Consider the following 19,159-nt stretch of genomic DNA (forward strand, 5'->3'; position numbering starts at 1 on the left):
TTGAATTCGTTACCAATTTTACCAACAATAAGTACAAGCTTTATTGTAATTAGTGCAATATTAGTTGCAATCGGCTGGTATCTTATTGCAAAAAGAAATATCGAGGGACATAAGAAAGTTATGTTCTTTGCTGGAGTCTTTGCACTTTCGTTTTTCATTGTATACGCAACGAGAACAATCTTTATCGGAAATACTTCTTTTGGGGGACCAAAAAGTTTAAAACTGTATTATCATATATTTTTGTTTTTCCATATATTCTTAGCAACAACTGGAGGAGTATTTGGTCTAGTGTCAATCATTTCAGGATATAAAAACAAATTAAAACTACACAAAAAAATTGGACCGATTACTAGTATTATTTGGTTTTTTACTGCAATTACAGGTGTATTCGTCTATTGTTTATTATACGTTTTCTACAAAGGTGGAGACACTACTTCAGTTATTAAAGCTGTTTTAGGATTTTAATTAAAAAATAAAAGAGTGAGTAAAAGAAGTTGTACTTCTTTTTACTCACTCTTTTTAATAATTATAGAATAATGAACTTGCTTACTAGAGAAATTTGCTCTTCAGCTTTTTTAAGTAATTCTTTACTTTTATCAACAATACTTTCAGGGAAGTTTTCGCCTTCTCCATACTCTACACCGTGAGGATAATAGTATTTACCTAAAAGTGGAGTAAGTAATTGGATTTTACCTTTACTTGACTCTACATGTCCTTCTACTGCGAAACCTTGAACGCGTAAGTAGTAGATTTCATTACGTTGTTCAAATTTATAATCGTAAGTTACTCTTTCGTAATCCCATTGACCAGCAAGGACAAAGCCTAATTCTTCCATGATTTCAGTTAATAAATTTACATTTAATACATGGTTTTCTAAATTTGTATTCTCAAATTTCATGTTATTACCCCCTAAATTACTTAGAAAAAATCCCTATTAATATAATATTATCTATGACAATAATTAGCAATGAAAAGCTGATAAATGTATTTTAACTAATTTATATATTTTTTTGAATAATTTGGCTACAATGGATATATACACATAGAGTTAACAATTGGGAAGGGAAGATCTAAATGGAAAAGCTTATAAAACTTTTCTTTTTTACAATAAGTTTTATAACAGTTTTTATGTTCAGTCCACTAATTAAAGATTGGATCACCAATATTTCATCATTTAAACAATATCAAAAAGTAGAAGAAGTGAATATGCCAATGATCGAAAATGCAAGTACTGAAAAAATTACATACTCCGTTTCTCAGTATATTGGTAAAAGTGAACAAGAAATTTTAAAAACCTTTGGTAAACCGTCAAGAAAGGTTCCTTCTCAATATGACTACGATTGGCTTGTTTATGATAAAGATGCTACGAAGTATACTCAATTTGGTGTACTAAATGGCAAAGTTGTAACAATTTTTGTTGCTGGTAATAAAGTTGATATAACCCCATTTGTGATGGGGAGCCACTATGAAGAAACAATGGATAATGTGGCATTACATGAAAAAGTCTCTTTCTCGATATTAAGTAATCAATACACATTTAAATTATCGACAACCGATTTACATGAACGTCCACTTGTTTCATTAAATAATTGTTTTGCTCAACTTTATTTTGACCGTTTTACTGGAAGTTTATTAGGTGTTCGATATTTATCTCCAGAAACTTTAGTTAAGCAAAAACCGTACGAGCTAATTTATAGTGGAAATCTAATAAATGCAAAAAAATTAAATACATTGCAAGAAGCAATTGTTGATCGTGAAGAAGAGAGACAGATATTTAACTTAACGAATGTTTTTCGTAAAAGAATGAATTTAAGCACTTTAACTTGGAATGCTGATGCTGCCAAAGTAGCTTTAGGACATAGTAAAGATATGGTTCAAAATAAATATTTTGATCACTATTCTAATTTATATGGTAGTCTAGCTGATCGTTTAAATGATGGAAATGTTCCTTACAGAATTGCTGGCGAAAATATTTCTGCTAATTATGTAGATGGTATAGCATCTGTATATGGATGGATTAATAGTAAAGGTCATCGTGTAAATATGTATAAAAAAGAATATACTACACTAGGAGTTGGGGCCTTTAATAAATATTACACCCAAAATTTTATAAAATAATAGCGAAATCAAGCAAAAGCGAAAGTTTGTGCTTGATTTTTTTATTTCCATACAAGCACAAAATTATTCGAAAGACATAATTTTGTAGTAAATGCTTTTAATTGGAGTGATATGAATGGTAAATGAAAATAATCGTCCATCTATCGAACAATTTAGGCAATTCGTTATGGAACACCCAAAACTTCGTGAGGAAGTAAAAACGGGTAAAAAAACATGGCAACAATATTTTGAAGATTGGTATTACAAAGGTGAAGACCATGAAATGTGGGATGAATATAGAAATGATACTAATACAAAATCTCAAAAGAAAACTGCCAAAACGGAACAATCAGAAGAAGGATATGTTGGAAAAGTAATTTCTTTTGTGAAAAATTTAGATCCAGATCAAATTCAAGGCCACTTAACAAATGTAAATTCTACTTTAACTAATATTCAACAGCTTATATCACAATTTAAATCTCCTGCTGCTTCAACTAATCAAAGAGAAGAAAAGCCAGCGTCACAACAATTTAATTTTAGACAGGATTGAGGAGATCTAAGTGAGAAAAGATGTATTAGAATTTCTTCAGAGTGAGGAAGATTATTTGAAGTTTTTGAGACAACAACCTAAATGGTATCGTAAACTTTCTAGAAATCCTGAGCTTACTGATGAGTTTAGACTGGCTTCCCTTGAGTTTTTTGGTAAAACTATTCCACAACGAGTTGATAAATTGTCAAATCAAGTTCAAATGGCATCATTTATGATTGACATGTTTCATGTATTAAAGGATCAACAAAGTACTAGTAGTGAATCCTCTGATACTGAATCAAATGAAGATTAAAAAGGATAATAATTCAATCTGTCATAGCTTTTTGCTACAATGAAGAAAGCAAGTTTTAAAAAGGAGTAGTAGTTATGACAGAAATTTGTTTAGTAAGGCATGGACAAACAGATTGGAATTTTAACAATATAATTCAAGGAAGAGAAGATATTCCTTTAAATACGGTAGGTAAACAACAGGCAAATGATAGTGCATTGTTTTTAAGTGATCAAAAGTGGGATCGGATTATTACAAGTCCTTTAGTTAGGGCGAAACAAACAGCACAGGCAATTGCAGAGTTTTCGAAAATTGATGAGATTATAGAGGATGAACGATTTCTAGAAAGAGAATTTGGTGAAGCTAGTGGAAAACCTATTTCCGATGTTCATGAAAACATTTATAATAATAATGTAGAAGGTATGGAAACAAATGAAGAATTAATTGATCGAGCCTTTAGTGCATTAAAAGACATTGCCCAAAATTATGAAGGTAAACGAATTGTAATTGTTGCACATTCCCATACGATTAAGGCGATTCTACATGCGATTGATCCTGAGAAAGTTAATTTTAGGACAAAATTAAAAAATGCTTGTGCAAATTTTATTGAATTTAAAGATGGTAAATGGAAGATAAATGAATTTAATATTTCTGATCACATAAAAGCTTAGGACAAGTTCTTTTATTTACGGAATTAAATGTGATATAGTTTATTCTTGGAGGTGTAAGGAAATGTATGCAACAATGGAAACCTTGCAACTTATATCAGTCTCAGAAGAACTTGCTTCAATGATCGTGCAATCGGATGTTGCAGATCAGTATCGAACTTCATATATTGCATTAAATAATGATAAAACTGCGCAAGAAATTATTAGCCGTTTTATGAAGACGAAGGATTTATATGAGGATGTTCAACGATTTGGAAAATATCATCCAGATTATAAAGAAATTCGTAAAAAAATGAGTGAAGTTAAAAGAGAACTTCAATTAAACGATACAATCGCTGCTTTTAAGCATGCGGAAGATCAAATCCAATTACTTTTAGATGAGACTAGCTATTTAATTGCTCAAGCTGTTTCGCCTTCTGTAAAAGTTCCAGCGGGTAATCCATTCTTCGTAAATACAGGTGGAGGATGTAGTACTGGTGGATGTGGCACAGGTGGAAAGTGCGGATGTAAAACGAAGTAATCAATCATACTGAAAGGCTCATTATTTAATAATGAGTCTTTTTTTTATAAAATTCATTTTCTGAACCTAGTACAGTTAGCGCAATTATTTCCACAACAAAACATTTTTTTATTTGGAACGTAAAATCGATGTTTAAATACGAAATTATTATTATTTTCTTTACGAATAAATTCAATTCGGTAAATTAGTTTAAAGTGTTCAGTAATGGTTTTAGCGCAATCAATCAGTAGTTTTTTAATCGCTTCTTCAGTCTGTTGACGGTCTGTCTGAATATATAGAAAATTGACACCACAAATTTGTTTGTTTGAAAAGTGATTAATTTGTTTATAATTTGAAATGCAGTTAAAAAATTGCTCCCAAACATCATCTAACATAATTTTCAATCCTTTCTAAAAACTATTTATGAAAGTTTCGTTGCAAAAGAAATTTGGGATATGATATTCTATTTCTAACGGATTTTTAAAGGAGAAAGCTATGTTCGTGCAAAGACAAGGTATTATTATTTATTTACAATCATTAAAACAAGCAAAAATGTTACGTAAATTTGGAAATATTCACTTTGTCTCTAAACGTTTGAAATACGTAGTCCTATATTGCAATATGGATGATATAGATCGAACAATAGAGAGATTGAAAAAATTTCATTTTGTGAAACGAATTGAATTGTCATATAAACCTTTTATTAAGACTGAGTACGAAAATGCAAAACCAGACGAAGCAAAGGAATATGATTATCAAGTAGATTAAAAACGATTGAATGGATAATTAATTTAGAAGGTTAACCTATCTGAATTAAAAACCGTTCAATCGTTTTTCTTGTGGTATGGTTTGAGAGGTAAGGGATAGGTAAAAAACTATCCCTAATATTCTTTGTACTATATGAGAAAGATTAGAAAATAATAAATTCTATTATTTGGTCTAATTATTTCATTGGTGGAATTAAGTGATTTAAGCGTAAAATTCCGATAATATATTGATGGAATAAATCGTTTTCATGAAATGAGCTTGAGTGTCTAATTTGTAATGTGATGATTTCTTTGTTTAAAGTTGTAGCTAATTCTTCAAACAAGACTTCACGTTTTGTAACTGAGTCGTCTTTTAATGTGATTCCTTCTCTACAATAATATATTGGTTGGAATTCGCCAATAGAAGTAGGGCTTAAGATAACTGCAAAAGAACAGCATTTTGAGCCTTTATTTTCAGCTGTTAATTTAAGTAAAAATTTAACTCTATCTTTTTGCGATTTAGCAATTTCAAATAGTTCATATAAATCTGAGTATCCTTCTCCAATTTCAATCATGCGTTGGATCATGAGTGTTCCCCCTTAAAACGTAAATACTTTATGAGTATTTCAAACAAAGTATGGTAATAAATGCAACATTTATTCTACAGGATAAAAGCATAAAAAAAAACCCCGCAATTGCAGGGCCCCTCTTATTAAAGTGTAATCACTTAAAAGAAGGCAAAGGGAGAGGAGAAACCGGAGGAAGAACTTATGGGGAAACGTAAGTCTTCTCCGCGGTTGGCAACAACATCAACTGAGATGTTGTTAAAATTAATTATTTCCAAAGTGGATGATTTTATACATTAGTAGAAGAATATGGAAAAATGTTTTTGTTTTAGTGAAATTATGATAGGATATTTTCGTAAATTGAAATATATAGTAGGTGTAAATTATGAGAGTAGTGTCAGGAAAAAATAAAGGATTAAGTTTAAAGGCAGTGCCTGGTATGAGTACTAGACCGACAACCGATAAAGTAAAAGAAGCAATGTTTAATATAATTGGACCTTACTTTGAAGGTGGTATTGTATTAGATTTATTCGGTGGTAGTGGTGGACTATCAATTGAGGCTTTAAGTAGAGGGATTGAAAAAGCGATTATTGTAGATCGTGAAATGAAGGCGATTAAGACGATTAAAGAAAACTTAGCAACTTGTAACCTAACTGATTGTGCTGAAGTATATCGAAATGACGCTGAAAGAGCTGTTAAAGCGATTATTAAAAGAGAGATCCAATTTGATTTAATTATTTTAGATCCTCCTTATAAAAAGCAACAAATCGTATCATTAATTGAAACTTTTGATGAAAAAAATCTACTTTCATCAGATGGAACAATTTTAGTAGAACATGCTACAGATGTCGAATTACCTGAAAAAATAGGGAAATTTGTACGAACAAAAGCAGAAAAATATGGAATTTGTGGCGTATCAGTGTATCATATTTGTATGGAGTAATTTTTAGGGGGTACAAGATGAAACGTATTGCTGTTTGTCCTGGTAGTTTTGATCCAATTACATTAGGACATTTAGATATTATTAAACGTGGAGCAAGAGTGTTTGATGAAGTAATAGTTGTCGTATTAAATAACTCGGCCAAAAATTCTTTATTTACTTTAGAAGAAAGAAAAGAATTAATTACGGAAGCTACGAGTGCAATTCCAAATGTACGCGTTGATTCATTTAGTGGGCTATTAATGGATTATGCGAAAAAAATAAACGCTTCTGCAATATTAAGAGGCCTAAGAGCAGTATCAGACTTTGAATATGAAATGCAAATTACAGCAATGAACAAAAAATTAGTTGATGAAATTGACACGTTTTTTGTAATGACAAATAATCAATATTCATTCCTAAGTTCTTCAATAGTAAAAGAAGTCGCAAAATACGGTGGAAATGTAAAAGATTTAGTACCAGATTGTGTAAATAGCGCATTAACAGAAAAATTTTTGAAACCTCAAGTTTAATATAAGCTTAAGTATTTATATATAATTTATAAATGAGTAGACAACATAAAAGAAACCTCAAGTTTATTTAAAACTGAGGTTTCTTTTATATTGTCGTATTATTTGAGCATTTTTATATTATTTAAAAACGCTAGTAATTTTTATTCTTGAGAAGTTATTTAAGAGTTAATTATATAGAAAAATAAGTTCAAATGTATATTATAATAAGTTTTGTTCGATCTTAATTGAACTACAAACTAATTAACAATCAGTTACGTTAATCTAAGTAAAGGATATTAAATTAAGTTTTTTAGTGTAACCATACTTTTGTTGAATAAATTGATTGGAACGAAGGGATGCTCGACTCCTATGGGATATGCGGGAAGGCTGAGACCCCACAGGCTCGCCGAGGAGGCTCAGGTCTCGCCCCATGGAAAGCGAGCATCCCGTAGTGGAAATCAATCGCATTAAACTCCTTTACGGATATTTGGTAATTTAATTGACAAGGTTGAATTTCAACAGCGCGAGAAACCTCAAGTTTAATTTAAACTGAGGTTTCTTTTTTAAATGAAAAGGTTTAAGAAGATAACTTTTTAATATACAGTTTATAAATTAAAATAATTACATAAATGTAAAGCGAAATTAATGTTATAAATGAACCTGCTGAAATCAATGTTTCGAAGTTTAACTGTTTCTCTGTAAAAATCTTTATAACAGGTAAAGTATTATTAATAGCATTAGAAGTTAACCGATTAACATATAGTGGCTTCCAAAAAATAATTGCTAAAATAGGTGCAATTCCAGATTGTAATAAACGACCGATTAAATAAGGCTTAATACTTAATTTCACTTCAGAAATAATACTTGCTACTTGGGCTTGTATTGAAAAACCGCCAAAACCTAAAATAAAGCTAGTTAATGCCACTTGCTGCAATAATGTACTATTGCCTAGCTCACTGACTAATTTAGATCCTAACGTAATTTCAAATAACCCAGATAAAAAAGGCGTAGATAAATTGCCATTAACCTTTAAATTTGAAAAGCAATATGCAATTATCTTACCAACATTCGATATAAATCCAATTTCAATTAAAAGCATATTAAGAACAGAAAAAACGATAATAAATCCACCAATCATTAATAATGTCTGTACGGAAGAAGCTATTGCATCCCCTAGTATTTTTCCAATCGGTCTTCTTTCACTTAATCTTTTTTCATGCATAACTTTAAAAGCGTATTTAAAGCGGTTAGAATGAATTCTTTCTTTACGAGAGTAGTTAGGTTGGTTTCTTCCATAAAACCTCATAATGAGGCCTACAATAGCGTTAGATAAATAATGACTGAGTGCAAGTACGAGCCCAACTTTTGGATTGTGAAAAAAACCAACAGATACTGCAACAAAAATAAACAAAGGATTAGATGAATTTGTAAATGAATTAAGTCGTTCGGCTTCTAATTTTGTTAATTCCCCATCTTTATATAATTTTGCAGAAAGTTTTGCACCTGAAGGAAATCCTGATGCCATCCCCATAGCCCAAACGAACGCCCCAACACCCGGAACTCTAAATAAAGGTCTCATAATTGGCTCTAAAAATACACCAATAAATTGAACAATTCCAAAGCATATTAGAAGTTCACTTAAAATGAAAAAAGGAAGGAGCGAAGGAAATACGATTCCCCACCACATATTTAACCCTCTAATTGATCCTTTAAATGCTACCTCTGGATGCAAAATAATTGTTGATGTCAGAAATATGAGTAATAAAAAAATTAGTAAGGTAATGAAATAATTTTTTTTCACATATAAACCTCCAAAGATAAACTTAAAAAACATATAGATATTTGTCTAATTGTAGTAAGACCAATGAGTAGGAAATAAGATAGTAATATATGTATAAAAAAAACTTGTACAATTAAATATACGTAGCTGGAATTCAATTTTAGACCAAAGAGTTTAATTGGAGGGGAAACAACTTGGAACCGAAAATTGGTTTAGCATTAGGTTCAGGAGGTGCACGAGGATTTGCACATGTTGGTGTAATTTCCGTTTTAAAAAAGCATAATATTCCTATAGATCTGATTGCAGGCAGTAGTATAGGTGCTTTAGTTGCTGTTTTATACGGTGCTGGTGCGGATGTAGATCGACTATATAAAATTGCAAAAGTATTTCAATCTAAATACTATATTGACTATGTCGTTCCAAAAATGGGTTTGATTTCTGGGAACAGAGTGAAAGAGTTGATAAAAGTACTATCATTTGGAAGAAAGCTTGAAGAATTAGATTTACCAGTGTCAGTAATCGCTACAGATTTGTTAACAGGAGAAAAAATTGTATTTCAAGAGGGAGATATTGCTACTGCAGTCCGAGCGAGTATTTCAATACCGGGAATTTTTGTACCAGAAACGTGGAATGGAAGACTGTTAGTTGATGGTGGAGTCATCGATCGTATCCCCGTTTCAGTTGTAAAAGAGATGGGAGCGGATTTTATTATTGGAGTAGATGCTTCACCGATTCAAGTTAGTGGAGAAGTTTCGACGATCTATGACGTGATTATGCAAAGTATTGAAATAATGCAGCATGAGCTCGTTAGAAATAGAGAAATTGCTTCTAATGTTATGATTAGACCTAAATTAGACCATGTTAATTCTAGAAACTTTACTAACCTTGAAAATGTTATCAAAATAGGTGAAGAAGCTACAGAAAAATTAATACCAGAGATTCTTGAAAAGATTGAGCAATGGAAGGAGAAAAATAGTGATAAAAAGGATCAGAATTCTTAATGTACTATTAGTACTTGGTATAACGCTAATTCTTTTATATTTCATTCCATTACCATACTATGTTACAAAACCAGGCTTAGCAGAGCCTTTAAGGCCATATGTAAAAGTTGATGGTGCAAAAAAAGATAAAGGTGAATTTATGCTAACAACCGTAGCAATGGGTAAGGCAAATGTCTATTCATATATCGGTACGAAAATTAATGACAGTTACCATTTATACAAGATAGATGAAATAAAAGTAAAAGGTGAAAGTGATGAAGATTATCAGTTCCGCCAATTAAGGTATATGGAAGAATCAAAGCAAGCTGCGATTTTAAATGCATATAAGCAGGCTAAAAAATCTTATAAAGTGACGGAAAACGGAATAGTAGTCGTATCTGTTTTAAAGGATATGCCAGCCCATAACGTATTAATGCTAGGTGACATTATTACTAAAATCGATGGGCAAGAAATTAGTACGATCAATGACTTTACCAATACTGTAAAAAGTAGAAAACCTGGTACAAATTTTAATTTAGAAGTAAGTAGAAAAGGAAAAATTAAATACTTTAATATTAAAACAAAAGCTTTTAAAGACGAACCGAATCGTGCTGGAATTGGTGTTTCTATAGCAGAAAATTTAAATTTAACTACAAATCCAAAAGTTAAAATAAATTCAGAAGAGATCGGTGGACCTTCAGCGGGACTAATGTTTGCTCTAGAAATTTATGATCAATTAAAAGACGAAAGTTTAGCAAAAGGTCATGAAATAGCTGGAACTGGAACAATTGATAAAAATGGAGTCGTTGGCCCGATTGGTGGTATATCTCAAAAAATAATCGCAGCGTCTGATTCGGGGGCAGAGATTTTCTTTGCACCAAATGAGAACGGTAAAAAGAATTCTAATTATAATGAAGCTGTAAAAAGTGCGAAAAAACATGACTTGAAAATGAAAATAATACCAATTGATACATATGACCAAGCAATCAATTATCTTGAAAAGTTAAAGACAAAACAATAATTTGAATTGAAATAAGTGCATGATAAAAAATGGCAGGATTTAAGGGGGATATCCCTAAACCTGCCATTTTTGAGCTTATAATATGTAGTTGTAACTACTTAAGATCTACTAAATTGATTACTTTTTTCATCATAAATAATTGGATACAGTGAATATTCGGTTTTTATTAATTTTTGTTGATTGTCTAATGAAAGCATCGAAGCATAAGTATGGGTTGCTTTCAAATCCGTACTTAGTTCTTTTTGATTTTGCTGATTAATCGTCGTGTAAATAGGTAAGTCGATTAATTTTTTTTTGGTATTTAAATAAGTTTTTCCCATTGAACTCATACCAAGTAAACGAATATAAGGAACGCGATCTCTCTCTAATATTGATGCTATTTCCTTTTTTGATGTATTTGTTAAGATATGTGTTAACAACCTTTGAATTCGAGTCCAAGTATATCGCTTTGTTTTTATTGAGGTCATTAACTCTTCAAAATTAAGACAGTTTAATACAGAATGTAATACTCTTCTTTCTAAACCTTCGACAGCTTCGTAAATATTTTCAAGTTCTTCTTTAGTTGAAGTCATTAATTTATATTTCAAAAATGGTAAATATTCATTCCAAAAATGAAGCGCACCATACTCATTTATGTATTCTTCAATGGAATCTTTAGTAAAGCTTGGAACAAAGTCAGAAATCGATTGATTGTCACCTTTTAGAATTTTTCTAATTGCAGTAGCGCTAGCGATGCTATGATGATTTGTTTCTTCATCATGATAATTTGCAGCTATTCGCTGAATCGTTCTACCTTCCATTCGACTATCAAAGTGTTCAATAGCTTCTAAATAATGAATTCCTAAAATATTATTTGGAAGTGAAACATCTAGCTTTGATGATTCAAGATTTTTTTGTAATGCTGTACTATATGCAGCAGGATAACTTAGTCCTTCATCAAGAAAAGTACGTATACTTGTATTGATTGAAGAAGTAAGCTGCTTCTTTTGTTTAATTAACTCATAAAATGTCTCAATTTTACCCTCTTCACTTCCAAAGCAAACATAATCACATTTTAAAGAATCAAGAATTGAAATAGCTCCTTTGGCAAAGATGCTAGCGTGTTGAGTCGAATAGATATAAGGTAATTCAATAACAAGATCTGCACCTGCTTGTAAAGCCAACTTTGTTCGTACATGCTTTGGAACGACTGCTGGCTCGCCCCTTTGTAAAAATTGACCACTCATTACCGCAATAACAACATCAGCATTTGTACTTTTTTTAGAACTAGTTAAGTGAAAAACATGTCCATTATGTAATGGGTTATACTCTACTATTAAACCAACTGAACGCAGAGAAATGCACCTCCAATATTTACTAATTTCACGAATTTATACATTAAGAATACCAGTTTTGAGAAATAATTCGCAACCTAGTGTGAATTGTATTGAATTTTATTGTGGAAAATAATATATTAGATAGGTTACATATAAGAAGCAAGGTCAAGGATTAAAGGGGAAAGCTAGTAACCAAGTCTAAAACTTTTAGTGAATTTTTCGTCTTAAGCTTGTCGGGAATTCAGTCAAGAAGTAGAAAAGATGTCTAGTTCCACAAGCTAGCTCATTGGAAATATTCCATTAATCTTTGAAGTGGAAAGAATGCCACTTCTTTTGGATGGAGATATTCAAAAAAGAAGTAAAAAAGATGTCTAGCTCCGGCTCCTAACTCCTCGAGTCATAAGCCAATTTTCATCTAAGATTAAAGAGCAAATCTTAGCTAAAAACCGTCTTATGCTTGTCGGGAATTCAGTCAAAGAAGTGAAAAGATGTCTAGCTCCGGCTCCTAGCTCCTCGAGGTCATAAGTCAATTTCCGTCTAAGATTAAAGTTCAAATCTTAGCCAAAAACCGTCTTATGCTTGTCGGAGCTGAACAGTCGCCTCCGCTTTTCTGAAGTGTAAAGAAAAAATATTGACAAGTGATTATAAAGAATATATAATTTTCATTGTTGCCTTGAGGTGGTTTATTTATGAAATGGTCAGTGCACCAGTTGCAGAAATTAAGACATAAAGGTTTAAATTTAGATGAGACAATTGATGTAAGTCAAATAAAGGAACGTAATACTGATATTCGAGAGGTTTCTCCAATTCGAGTTACTGGACGAGTTGATTTTGGAACGAACCGTTATACGTTTCATTTAACAATAACTGGATATTTAATTTTACCTTGTGTAAGAACATTAGTTGATGTAAAATATCCTTTGTCGATTACCACAACAGAAACATTTTTTACAACATCTGAATGGAAAAGTGAAGATGAGAATTTTCACATCCTAGAGGGTGACGTGTTAGACTTAACCCCAGTGATTGAGGAATGTATCTTAGCCGAGATTCCAATGCAGGTTTATGCAGAGGATGTTGAGGGGAAAGAAACAGCTCCAACGTCAGGAACAGATTGGGAAGTTAGGGAACATGTCGAAGTAGAGCAAAAAATTGACCCTCGACTTGCTGGTTTAGCAAAATTTTTTGACAAACAAGATAATTGAGAAGTACCGGATAACCGGCTTCATAACAAACACTGACTTTAAGGAGGTGGGATCAATGGCAGTACCTGCAAGAAGAACGTCCAAAACTGTAAAAAGAAAGCGTCGTACGCATTTTAAATTAGCGGTACCTGGAATGGTTGAATGCCCAAACTGTAGTGAATTAACATTAGCACACCGCGTATGTAAATCATGCGGACACTACAAAGGAAAACAAGTACTTAGCAAATAAGCTAGTCTTTGAATGAGCACATAGGAAACTATGTGCTTTTCCTTTTGCCTTTAAACGTAGGTTGTCCAAGGTTGATTCCTCTAAAATCATGCTTCCTCTTACCTCTGCCCATTTCAATTTCTGTATAGTATAATAAAAACTAATAGGAAACTAGGAAAAGAGAGAGGGATTCCAATGTCTGAAGTAATTACTTATCAAAGAGATGAAATAGATTATATATTTTTAAATAGGCCTAATTACGGGAATTGCATTGATGAAAATACTGCAGAAAAACTTTCTGAAATTATCCGAGAAATCCGAATGAAATCCCAAAGTAAACTAGTTGTATTAACTGGGGAAGGTATGAAATATTTTTGTACCGGTGGAGATTTAAACACAATTTTAAAGTTTAAAAATAATTTAAGTGGATTGGAATCTTTTAATCTAAAAATGTGTGATGTAATCTATCAAATAGCTATGTTACCTCAAATTACAATTTGTTTTATTAATGGTTATGCTTTAGGTGGCGGCTGCGAACTGGCAAGTGCATTCGATTTTAGATACGCGAGTCACAATGCGAAAATAGGGTTTATTCAAGGAAGAATGGGAATTCCAACCTCTTGGGGTGGAGGTACTGTACTTCAAGAAAAAATGAGTCATCAAGACTGGATTACATTACTATCATCCTCAAATATTTACACCGCATTTCAAGCTAAGAAAATCGGCTTTATACATGAACTATCAAAAGATTTAACAAGTTTACATAATGAAAGCTTTATTAGTTTAGCTAAAAGTATTCCTGCACAAATTCATCATCAAAATAAAAAAATACTTATTCGTAAATGGACCGAGCAAAATCTTAAGAGAAGAATGGAAGAAGAAGTTATTTCTGCTATGCCACTTTGGTTTTCAGATGAACATATAAAAAATATCGAACAATTTACAAAAAAATTGGAAAAGTAATCTTCTACCTTCATTTTTTTGTGCATATGAATTAGTAAAATCTGCTTATTGCATAAGAAATTGGAGGGGATTGCAAATGGTTGCAAATCGCCAGGATGCATGGACTAAAGATGAAGATAACTACTTAGCTGAAGTAGTTTTAAAAACGATAAATGAAGGGTCAACTCAATTAATGGCTTTTAAAGTTGTAGCAAAGAGCTTATCAAGGACAGCTGCTGCTTGCGGTTACCGATGGAATTCTTTTGTTAGAAAGTTCTACAAAGAAGAGATTGAAAAAGCAAAAAATAGTAGTAAAAAACAAGCTGTTCCCACAAATGAGGTAGAACCAACGCACGATTCGGAAATAATTACGAATGAGATTCACGAAGACGCTACAACAGAAAAAGGCCATCCAGAAATAACCTTTGAGTCAGTCTATAAATTCCTTGAATATTTGAGATTAAAAGTTGATGCCAGTGGACGAATTAAAGATATACAATCTTTAGAAAAAAAGCTATTAAAATATAAACAAGAAAATGAACAATTGAAAATTGAAAAGCAACAATTAGTTGAAAAACTAAATGAGCTTCAAAGTGAGTATGAACATTTATTTGATTTTTTAGATCAAAAACGAAAAATAGTAAATATTAGTTCTAAAAATGACACGAAGGTAAAATAAAATGAAAAAACTCAACATCTTCTAAAGAAGTGTTGAGTTTTTTCATTTTATTTATTTTCAGGTTTCCAAATGACAAATTCAGAATCTGCCTCAATGAAACCTTGTTTTTTCCAAAATTCATTTGAATTTGCTCTTGGTATCGTTTTAATTGTTTTCTTAAAGGATTTAGCGAAATTTACTAATTCTTTTCCGTACCCATTCTTTTGATAATAAGGTAGAACTTCCATTTTATTAATTTCAATTAATTCTTCATTATTTTCACTATGGGTATATAAACTCATTCGGGCAATAAGTGCCTTGCCTAAGTAAATACCATAGAAAGGAGATTGAAATTCGTTATCAATTAAATTTGATTCCAGATCTTCAAGCATTGATAGCTCTTGTAAACCGTAACCGGAAAATTGCTGAAATTGTTCAAGTGTTTTAAAATTTATTTGTAAACGTTCTATCTTGATGTTCAAAAAAGCTCCCCCTTAAAAAGAATGTAAATTTTTAATATTTTAAATATAATTATATCGTACAATTAAATTTAAAAAAAGATAGATTCGGTGTAAATTTATTATCAAGAAGATAATAGTGGAAAAATAATTTTTCGAATGGAGAAATCAATGAAAATAGGCATAATTGGTGGTGGTGCAGTCGGTCTTCTTACAGCATCGTATTTGTATCAAAATAAACATAATGTTACATTGTTTACGAGAACAGAAGAGCAGGCAAATCTTATAAATAACTTAGGTGTTATACTTTCAGTAGATGAAAAAACGAAACAAATGTGTATAACAGCAGATAAATTATTACCTAAAATAAATACGTTCGATCTATTAATTGTTTGTGTAAAGCAATATCATTTAAATCAAATCGTTAGCACGTTAAGTCAATATGAGGGTGAGAATATATTATTTCTCCAGAATGGAATGTCTCATATTGAAATCGTTAAAAATTTACCTATCCCAAATTGCTTTATAGGTATAGTTGAACACGGTGCATTAAAAACTTCTCCGAATGAAATCACGCATACTGGTAAAGGTATAATTCGAATTGGACAAATAAAAGGGAAAATAGATGCTTTAAATCGATTATCAAGTTTACATACAGCTGAGTTTCCATTTAAAAGCCAAGATGATTGGGAATATATACTTAAACAAAAGTGTTTAATAAATTGTGTTATTAACCCTTTAACGTCTATATTGAACGTTCGAAATGGTGAATTAATCACTAATGAGTATTTTAAACCAATTTGTAATTTATTATTTAATGAGGTTGCAACGATCCTAGATTTAAATAACCAAAAAGAGTGGAATAAATTAGTAGAAATATGTGAGAAAACGAAAGAAAACTACTCATCAATGAATCGCGATTTATTTCACGGTAGACAAACAGAAATTGAAAGTATGCTAGGATTTGTTAAAAAATTGGCAATTAATAAAAAAATAAATGTACCAACAATTGAACTTGTGTACAATAGTATAAAAGGACTTGAGAAGAAAAAGGGGTAATTCTTTTTGGAAAAATTTTTCATTTTCTTTATTTCACTATTAATTGAATTTCCGATTTTTTCAACAATATTTATCTATATGTTTTTAAAATTATTTTTTAAAAATAACAAGCGTAAACTTTTGCTTTTTACGTTAGATTTATCTACAATTCTATATATTAGTTCATCTTATTTTGTTTTAAATATGATTTTTCCGACTGCAACAGGTTGGATATTAATTAATTTATTATTGGTTATCTTATTTATTAGTATTATTCTTCAATGGAAAGCAAAAAGAGATATTCGGTTTACTAAGCTACTAAAAGGTTTTTGGAGAATGTCATGTATTCTATTTATAATTCTTCACTGTATAACCGTGTTGACTGGTTTAGTTTTAAAAATAGCTGAGTATAATGCTTAATTGAAGATCGAGAGAGGAAGTTCGTAATGCAAATTAGTAAAGTCCATTTAGACGGGCAAAATAAATTGCTGAATGATTTTGTAAATGGAAATGAAGTAATTTCTTCTTTCTTTGGTGAAAATCCATTAGTAAAGGAAGAAATGGAATATAGAATTAAAAATGTAATGGAGCGTTCTTATAATCGCACAGGATTAGTTAATGCACTAGAGAAGTTTCATCATAAGCATCATGCAAGTAATGAATCATTAGAAAATGTGAAAAAATTATTGAATAATAATTCATTTGTTGTAATTGGTGGACAACAAGCTGGCTTATTAACTGGCCCTTTGTATTCTATACATAAAATTATTTCAATTATTCAATTGGCCAAGAAATATGAAAAAGAACATGGGCTAACAGTCGTCCCAGTATTTTGGATTGCTGGTGAAGACCATGATATAGATGAAATTAACCATATTCATACAATTGAGAACAATACAGTAAAAAAACAAACCTTTTATCAAAAAACGACTTATTCCCATGCTGCTTCTAGAACAGAATTAGATCAACAGGAAATGAAAAAGTGGATTGATAAAATCGTTAAAACTTTTGATGAAACAAATTATTCGAAAGCTTTACTTGAAGAACTATATTCGATGATTGAGCAATCTACTACTTACGTAGATTTTTTTGCGAAAATTATTTTTAAATTGTTCAAAAAAGAGGGACTTGTCTTAATTGATGCTGACGATCCTAATGTCCGTGAGTTGGAGTCATCTTTATTTAATGAAATGATTCAAAAGCAAGAGAACGTAAGAGGCGTTTTAAAGGATACGAAAAGCAGATTAATAAAATCTGGATACCACGAAACACTTCAAATTTCTGAACAGAGTATTCACCTCTTTTACCATAGTAATGAAGGTAGACAGTTGCTTGAAGTGTCTGAAGATGAAGATGTTTTTCAAACAAAAAATAAAAATTATCAATTCTCTAAACTTGAGTTGATCAAAATCGCAAATGAACAGCCAGCCTTATTAAGTAATAATGTGGTTACTAGACCAGTCATGCAGGAGTATTTATTTCCTACATTAGCATTTGTTGGTGGTCCTGGTGAAATTGCTTATTGGGCTGAGTTAAAGGACATTTTTGGTCTATTTAACCTTCAAATGCCACCTGTGTTTTTAAGACATATGTTTACTATTTTTGAACGAAATATCGTATCAGCATTAGAAGATTTTTCATTAGATACTAATGAGGTGCTGAAAACATCATTAGAAGAGAAGAAAGCCGAATGGATTAAAGATCAAGTGAAACTAGACTATAAAGAAGTGTTTAGTCATGCTAAAAAATCTTTAGAAGAATTGCATAAACCTCTTCAAGATGTAACGAAAAAAGTAACACCTAACTTAAAGGATTTTTCTATAAAGAATTTTTTAAAGATTGAAGAACAAATTCTTCTTTTAGAACGAAAAATAGAAGAATCAATTTTAAAGCAAAATGAAGAGCAAATTGAAAAGTGGAATCGAATCATCTGTTCAATTTCTCCAAATGGGAGACCTCAAGAGAGAACACTAAATATTCTCTACTATATTAATAAATATGGTTTTGATTTTGTTCATGAACTTTGTGATTTAGAACTATCATGGGATTACGCTCATCAAATCGTAAAAATTTAAGCCTTTAATCAAAAATATCGCTTTTATTAATATGAATAGTTGTTTTTTATAGGAAACAAACATTGAAATAAGCTGAATTTTATAATAAAAATGAAATCCTGCTGCACTGCTAGCAGGATTTTTTCGTTTTTTAAAGAATTTTTTAGAAAAGGTGGTAAGAAGTGGGGGAATGTGGTAAGTTTGTGTTAGAAAGTGGGGGAATAGGATGTTTATCGGTGAATATCAACATAATATCGATGTAAAAGGACGTCTTATTATACCTTCTAAATTTCGAGACAAGCTTGGTGAAAACTTCATTGTTACAAGAGGTTTGGATCAATGCTTATTTGGTTATTCATTGGCCGAATGGAGTGTAATTGAAGATAAACTGCGCACACTACCACTAACTAAAAAAGATGCGAGAGCATTTACCCGTTTTTTCTTCTCAGGAGCAATGGAATGTGAGATGGATAAGATGGGGAGAATTAATATAACACCTAATTTACGCAGTTATGCAAAATTAGAAAAAGAATGTGTAGTAGTTGGTGTTACAAATCGTATTGAGATTTGGGATTTATCAACTTGGAATACATATATGAATGAATCAGAAGAGTCATTTGGTGAGTTAGCAGAAAACTTAATCGGTTTTGACTTGTAAAAAATTAACAAATTGA

At 31.1% G+C, this 19,159-nt stretch carries 25 protein-coding genes; 19 read left to right on the forward strand and 6 right to left on the reverse strand.

The window, feature by feature from the left end; all coding sequences use genetic code 11:
• On the forward strand, window positions 1–465 hold the full coding sequence (locus BED47_RS22665; protein WP_056468470.1) for a DUF420 domain-containing protein: 465 nt from the start codon (window positions 1–3) through the stop codon (window positions 463–465).
• A 61-nt stretch (window positions 466–526) separates the two neighbouring features.
• Here the strand turns inward: BED47_RS22665 and BED47_RS22670 are convergent, their stop codons facing one another.
• Entirely contained in the window at window positions 527–898 is a 372-nt protein-coding gene (locus BED47_RS22670) for a YugN family protein (RefSeq protein ID WP_069035575.1), read from the reverse strand.
• A gap of 176 nt (window positions 899–1,074) precedes the next feature.
• On the opposite strand from BED47_RS22670, the gene BED47_RS22675 reads away from it, so the two are divergent.
• The 5 genes from BED47_RS22675 to BED47_RS22695 all read left to right on the forward strand — a co-directional run bounded on the left by BED47_RS22675 (window position 1,075) and on the right by BED47_RS22695 (window position 4,103).
• Window positions 1,075–2,118, forward strand: coding sequence for a CAP domain-containing protein (locus BED47_RS22675; RefSeq protein WP_069035576.1), 1,044 nt, complete (start codon window positions 1,075–1,077; stop codon window positions 2,116–2,118).
• Window positions 2,119–2,233: 115 nt separating this feature from the next.
• The gene (locus tag BED47_RS22680; RefSeq protein WP_069035577.1) at window positions 2,234–2,647 is read left to right on the forward strand and encodes a YlbD family protein; all 414 of its coding nucleotides are present in this window, start codon (window positions 2,234–2,236) and stop codon (window positions 2,645–2,647) included.
• A gap of 10 nt (window positions 2,648–2,657) precedes the next feature.
• Entirely contained in the window at window positions 2,658–2,939 is a 282-nt protein-coding gene (locus BED47_RS22685; RefSeq protein ID WP_069035578.1) for a YlbE-like family protein, read from the forward strand.
• Between the two features lie 74 nt (window positions 2,940–3,013).
• Window positions 3,014–3,586 (forward strand): histidine phosphatase family protein, encoded by a 573-nt coding sequence (locus tag BED47_RS22690; protein WP_069035579.1) that lies wholly within the window; start codon window positions 3,014–3,016, stop codon window positions 3,584–3,586.
• A gap of 61 nt (window positions 3,587–3,647) precedes the next feature.
• A complete protein-coding gene (locus tag BED47_RS22695) occupies window positions 3,648–4,103 on the forward strand; it encodes a YlbF family regulator (RefSeq protein WP_069035580.1) in 456 nt (151 codons plus the stop codon).
• Between the two features lie 53 nt (window positions 4,104–4,156).
• On the opposite strand, the gene BED47_RS22700 is transcribed toward BED47_RS22695, so the two are convergent.
• A complete protein-coding gene (locus BED47_RS22700) occupies window positions 4,157–4,477 on the reverse strand; it encodes a hypothetical protein (RefSeq protein ID WP_069035581.1) in 321 nt (106 codons plus the stop codon).
• 100 nt (window positions 4,478–4,577) lie between these two features.
• Between BED47_RS22700 and BED47_RS22705 the strand changes: the two genes are divergently transcribed.
• Entirely contained in the window at window positions 4,578–4,850 is a 273-nt protein-coding gene (locus BED47_RS22705) for a YlbG family protein (protein WP_056468449.1), read from the forward strand.
• A 175-nt stretch (window positions 4,851–5,025) separates the two neighbouring features.
• On the opposite strand, the gene BED47_RS22710 is transcribed toward BED47_RS22705, so the two are convergent.
• Window positions 5,026–5,415 carry a DUF7147 family protein gene (locus tag BED47_RS22710; protein ID WP_069035582.1) on the reverse strand — a complete coding sequence of 130 codons (390 nt, stop codon included), beginning with the start codon at window positions 5,413–5,415 and terminating at the stop codon, window positions 5,026–5,028.
• Window positions 5,416–5,779: 364 nt separating this feature from the next.
• Between BED47_RS22710 and rsmD the strand changes: the two genes are divergently transcribed.
• On the forward strand, window positions 5,780–6,337 hold the full coding sequence (gene rsmD, locus BED47_RS22715) for a 16S rRNA (guanine(966)-N(2))-methyltransferase RsmD (protein ID WP_069035583.1): 558 nt from the start codon (window positions 5,780–5,782) through the stop codon (window positions 6,335–6,337).
• A 17-nt stretch (window positions 6,338–6,354) separates the two neighbouring features.
• Window positions 6,355–6,846 (forward strand): pantetheine-phosphate adenylyltransferase, encoded by a 492-nt coding sequence (gene coaD / locus BED47_RS22720; protein ID WP_056468441.1) that lies wholly within the window; start codon window positions 6,355–6,357, stop codon window positions 6,844–6,846.
• Window positions 6,847–7,402: 556 nt separating this feature from the next.
• On the opposite strand, the gene ylbJ is transcribed toward coaD, so the two are convergent.
• Entirely contained in the window at window positions 7,403–8,659 is a 1,257-nt protein-coding gene (ylbJ, locus tag BED47_RS22725; RefSeq protein WP_069035584.1) for a sporulation integral membrane protein YlbJ, read from the reverse strand.
• A 140-nt stretch (window positions 8,660–8,799) separates the two neighbouring features.
• Here ylbJ and BED47_RS22730 point away from each other — a divergent pair, with 140 nt between their 5' ends.
• Window positions 8,800–9,606 carry a patatin-like phospholipase family protein gene (locus BED47_RS22730; protein WP_069035585.1) on the forward strand — a complete coding sequence of 269 codons (807 nt, stop codon included), beginning with the start codon at window positions 8,800–8,802 and terminating at the stop codon, window positions 9,604–9,606.
• Window positions 9,581–10,606, forward strand: a complete 1,026-nt coding sequence (locus BED47_RS22735; RefSeq protein ID WP_069035586.1) for a SepM family pheromone-processing serine protease — start codon at window positions 9,581–9,583, stop codon at window positions 10,604–10,606. The genes BED47_RS22730 and BED47_RS22735 overlap by 26 nt, the downstream gene beginning before the upstream one ends.
• 98 nt (window positions 10,607–10,704) lie before the next feature.
• Here the strand turns inward: BED47_RS22735 and BED47_RS22740 are convergent, their stop codons facing one another.
• Entirely contained in the window at window positions 10,705–11,976 is a 1,272-nt protein-coding gene (locus tag BED47_RS22740; protein WP_139116387.1) for a nucleotidyltransferase, read from the reverse strand.
• A 635-nt stretch (window positions 11,977–12,611) separates the two neighbouring features.
• Here BED47_RS22740 and BED47_RS22745 point away from each other — a divergent pair.
• From BED47_RS22745 to BED47_RS22760, 4 genes are all read left to right on the forward strand, one after another.
• Window positions 12,612–13,127: a YceD family protein gene (locus tag BED47_RS22745; protein ID WP_025672196.1), complete on the forward strand. Its 516-nt coding sequence runs from the start codon at window positions 12,612–12,614 to the stop codon at window positions 13,125–13,127.
• 55 nt (window positions 13,128–13,182) lie between these two features.
• Complete coding sequence (gene rpmF / locus BED47_RS22750) at window positions 13,183–13,356, forward strand: 50S ribosomal protein L32 (protein WP_025672195.1); 174 nt, start codon at window positions 13,183–13,185, stop codon at window positions 13,354–13,356.
• Between the two features lie 174 nt (window positions 13,357–13,530).
• The gene (locus BED47_RS22755; protein WP_069035588.1) at window positions 13,531–14,298 is read left to right on the forward strand and encodes an enoyl-CoA hydratase/isomerase family protein; all 768 of its coding nucleotides are present in this window, start codon (window positions 13,531–13,533) and stop codon (window positions 14,296–14,298) included.
• Window positions 14,299–14,374: 76 nt separating this feature from the next.
• On the forward strand, window positions 14,375–14,956 hold the full coding sequence (locus BED47_RS22760) for a hypothetical protein (protein ID WP_069035589.1): 582 nt from the start codon (window positions 14,375–14,377) through the stop codon (window positions 14,954–14,956).
• A gap of 47 nt (window positions 14,957–15,003) precedes the next feature.
• Here the strand turns inward: BED47_RS22760 and BED47_RS22765 are convergent, their stop codons facing one another.
• Complete coding sequence (locus BED47_RS22765; protein WP_254664648.1) at window positions 15,004–15,417, reverse strand: GNAT family N-acetyltransferase; 414 nt, start codon at window positions 15,415–15,417, stop codon at window positions 15,004–15,006.
• A 147-nt stretch (window positions 15,418–15,564) separates the two neighbouring features.
• Between BED47_RS22765 and BED47_RS22770 the strand changes: the two genes are divergently transcribed.
• From BED47_RS22770 to mraZ, 4 genes are all read left to right on the forward strand, one after another.
• Window positions 15,565–16,452 (forward strand): 2-dehydropantoate 2-reductase, encoded by an 888-nt coding sequence (locus BED47_RS22770; RefSeq protein WP_069035590.1) that lies wholly within the window; start codon window positions 15,565–15,567, stop codon window positions 16,450–16,452.
• A gap of 6 nt (window positions 16,453–16,458) precedes the next feature.
• Complete coding sequence (locus BED47_RS22775; protein WP_069035591.1) at window positions 16,459–16,851, forward strand: DUF3397 family protein; 393 nt, start codon at window positions 16,459–16,461, stop codon at window positions 16,849–16,851.
• Window positions 16,852–16,877: 26 nt separating this feature from the next.
• Window positions 16,878–18,506, forward strand: coding sequence for a bacillithiol biosynthesis cysteine-adding enzyme BshC (bshC, locus tag BED47_RS22780; RefSeq protein ID WP_069035592.1), 1,629 nt, complete (start codon window positions 16,878–16,880; stop codon window positions 18,504–18,506).
• A 205-nt stretch (window positions 18,507–18,711) separates the two neighbouring features.
• A complete protein-coding gene (gene mraZ / locus BED47_RS22785; protein ID WP_025672272.1) occupies window positions 18,712–19,143 on the forward strand; it encodes a division/cell wall cluster transcriptional repressor MraZ in 432 nt (143 codons plus the stop codon).
• Window positions 19,144–19,159: the final 16 nt, after the last annotated feature.

Origin of the sequence: Gottfriedia luciferensis (assembly GCF_001712755.1) — a bacterium.
GTDB classification, from domain to species: domain Bacteria; phylum Bacillota; class Bacilli; order Bacillales; family Bacillaceae_G; genus Gottfriedia; species Gottfriedia luciferensis_B.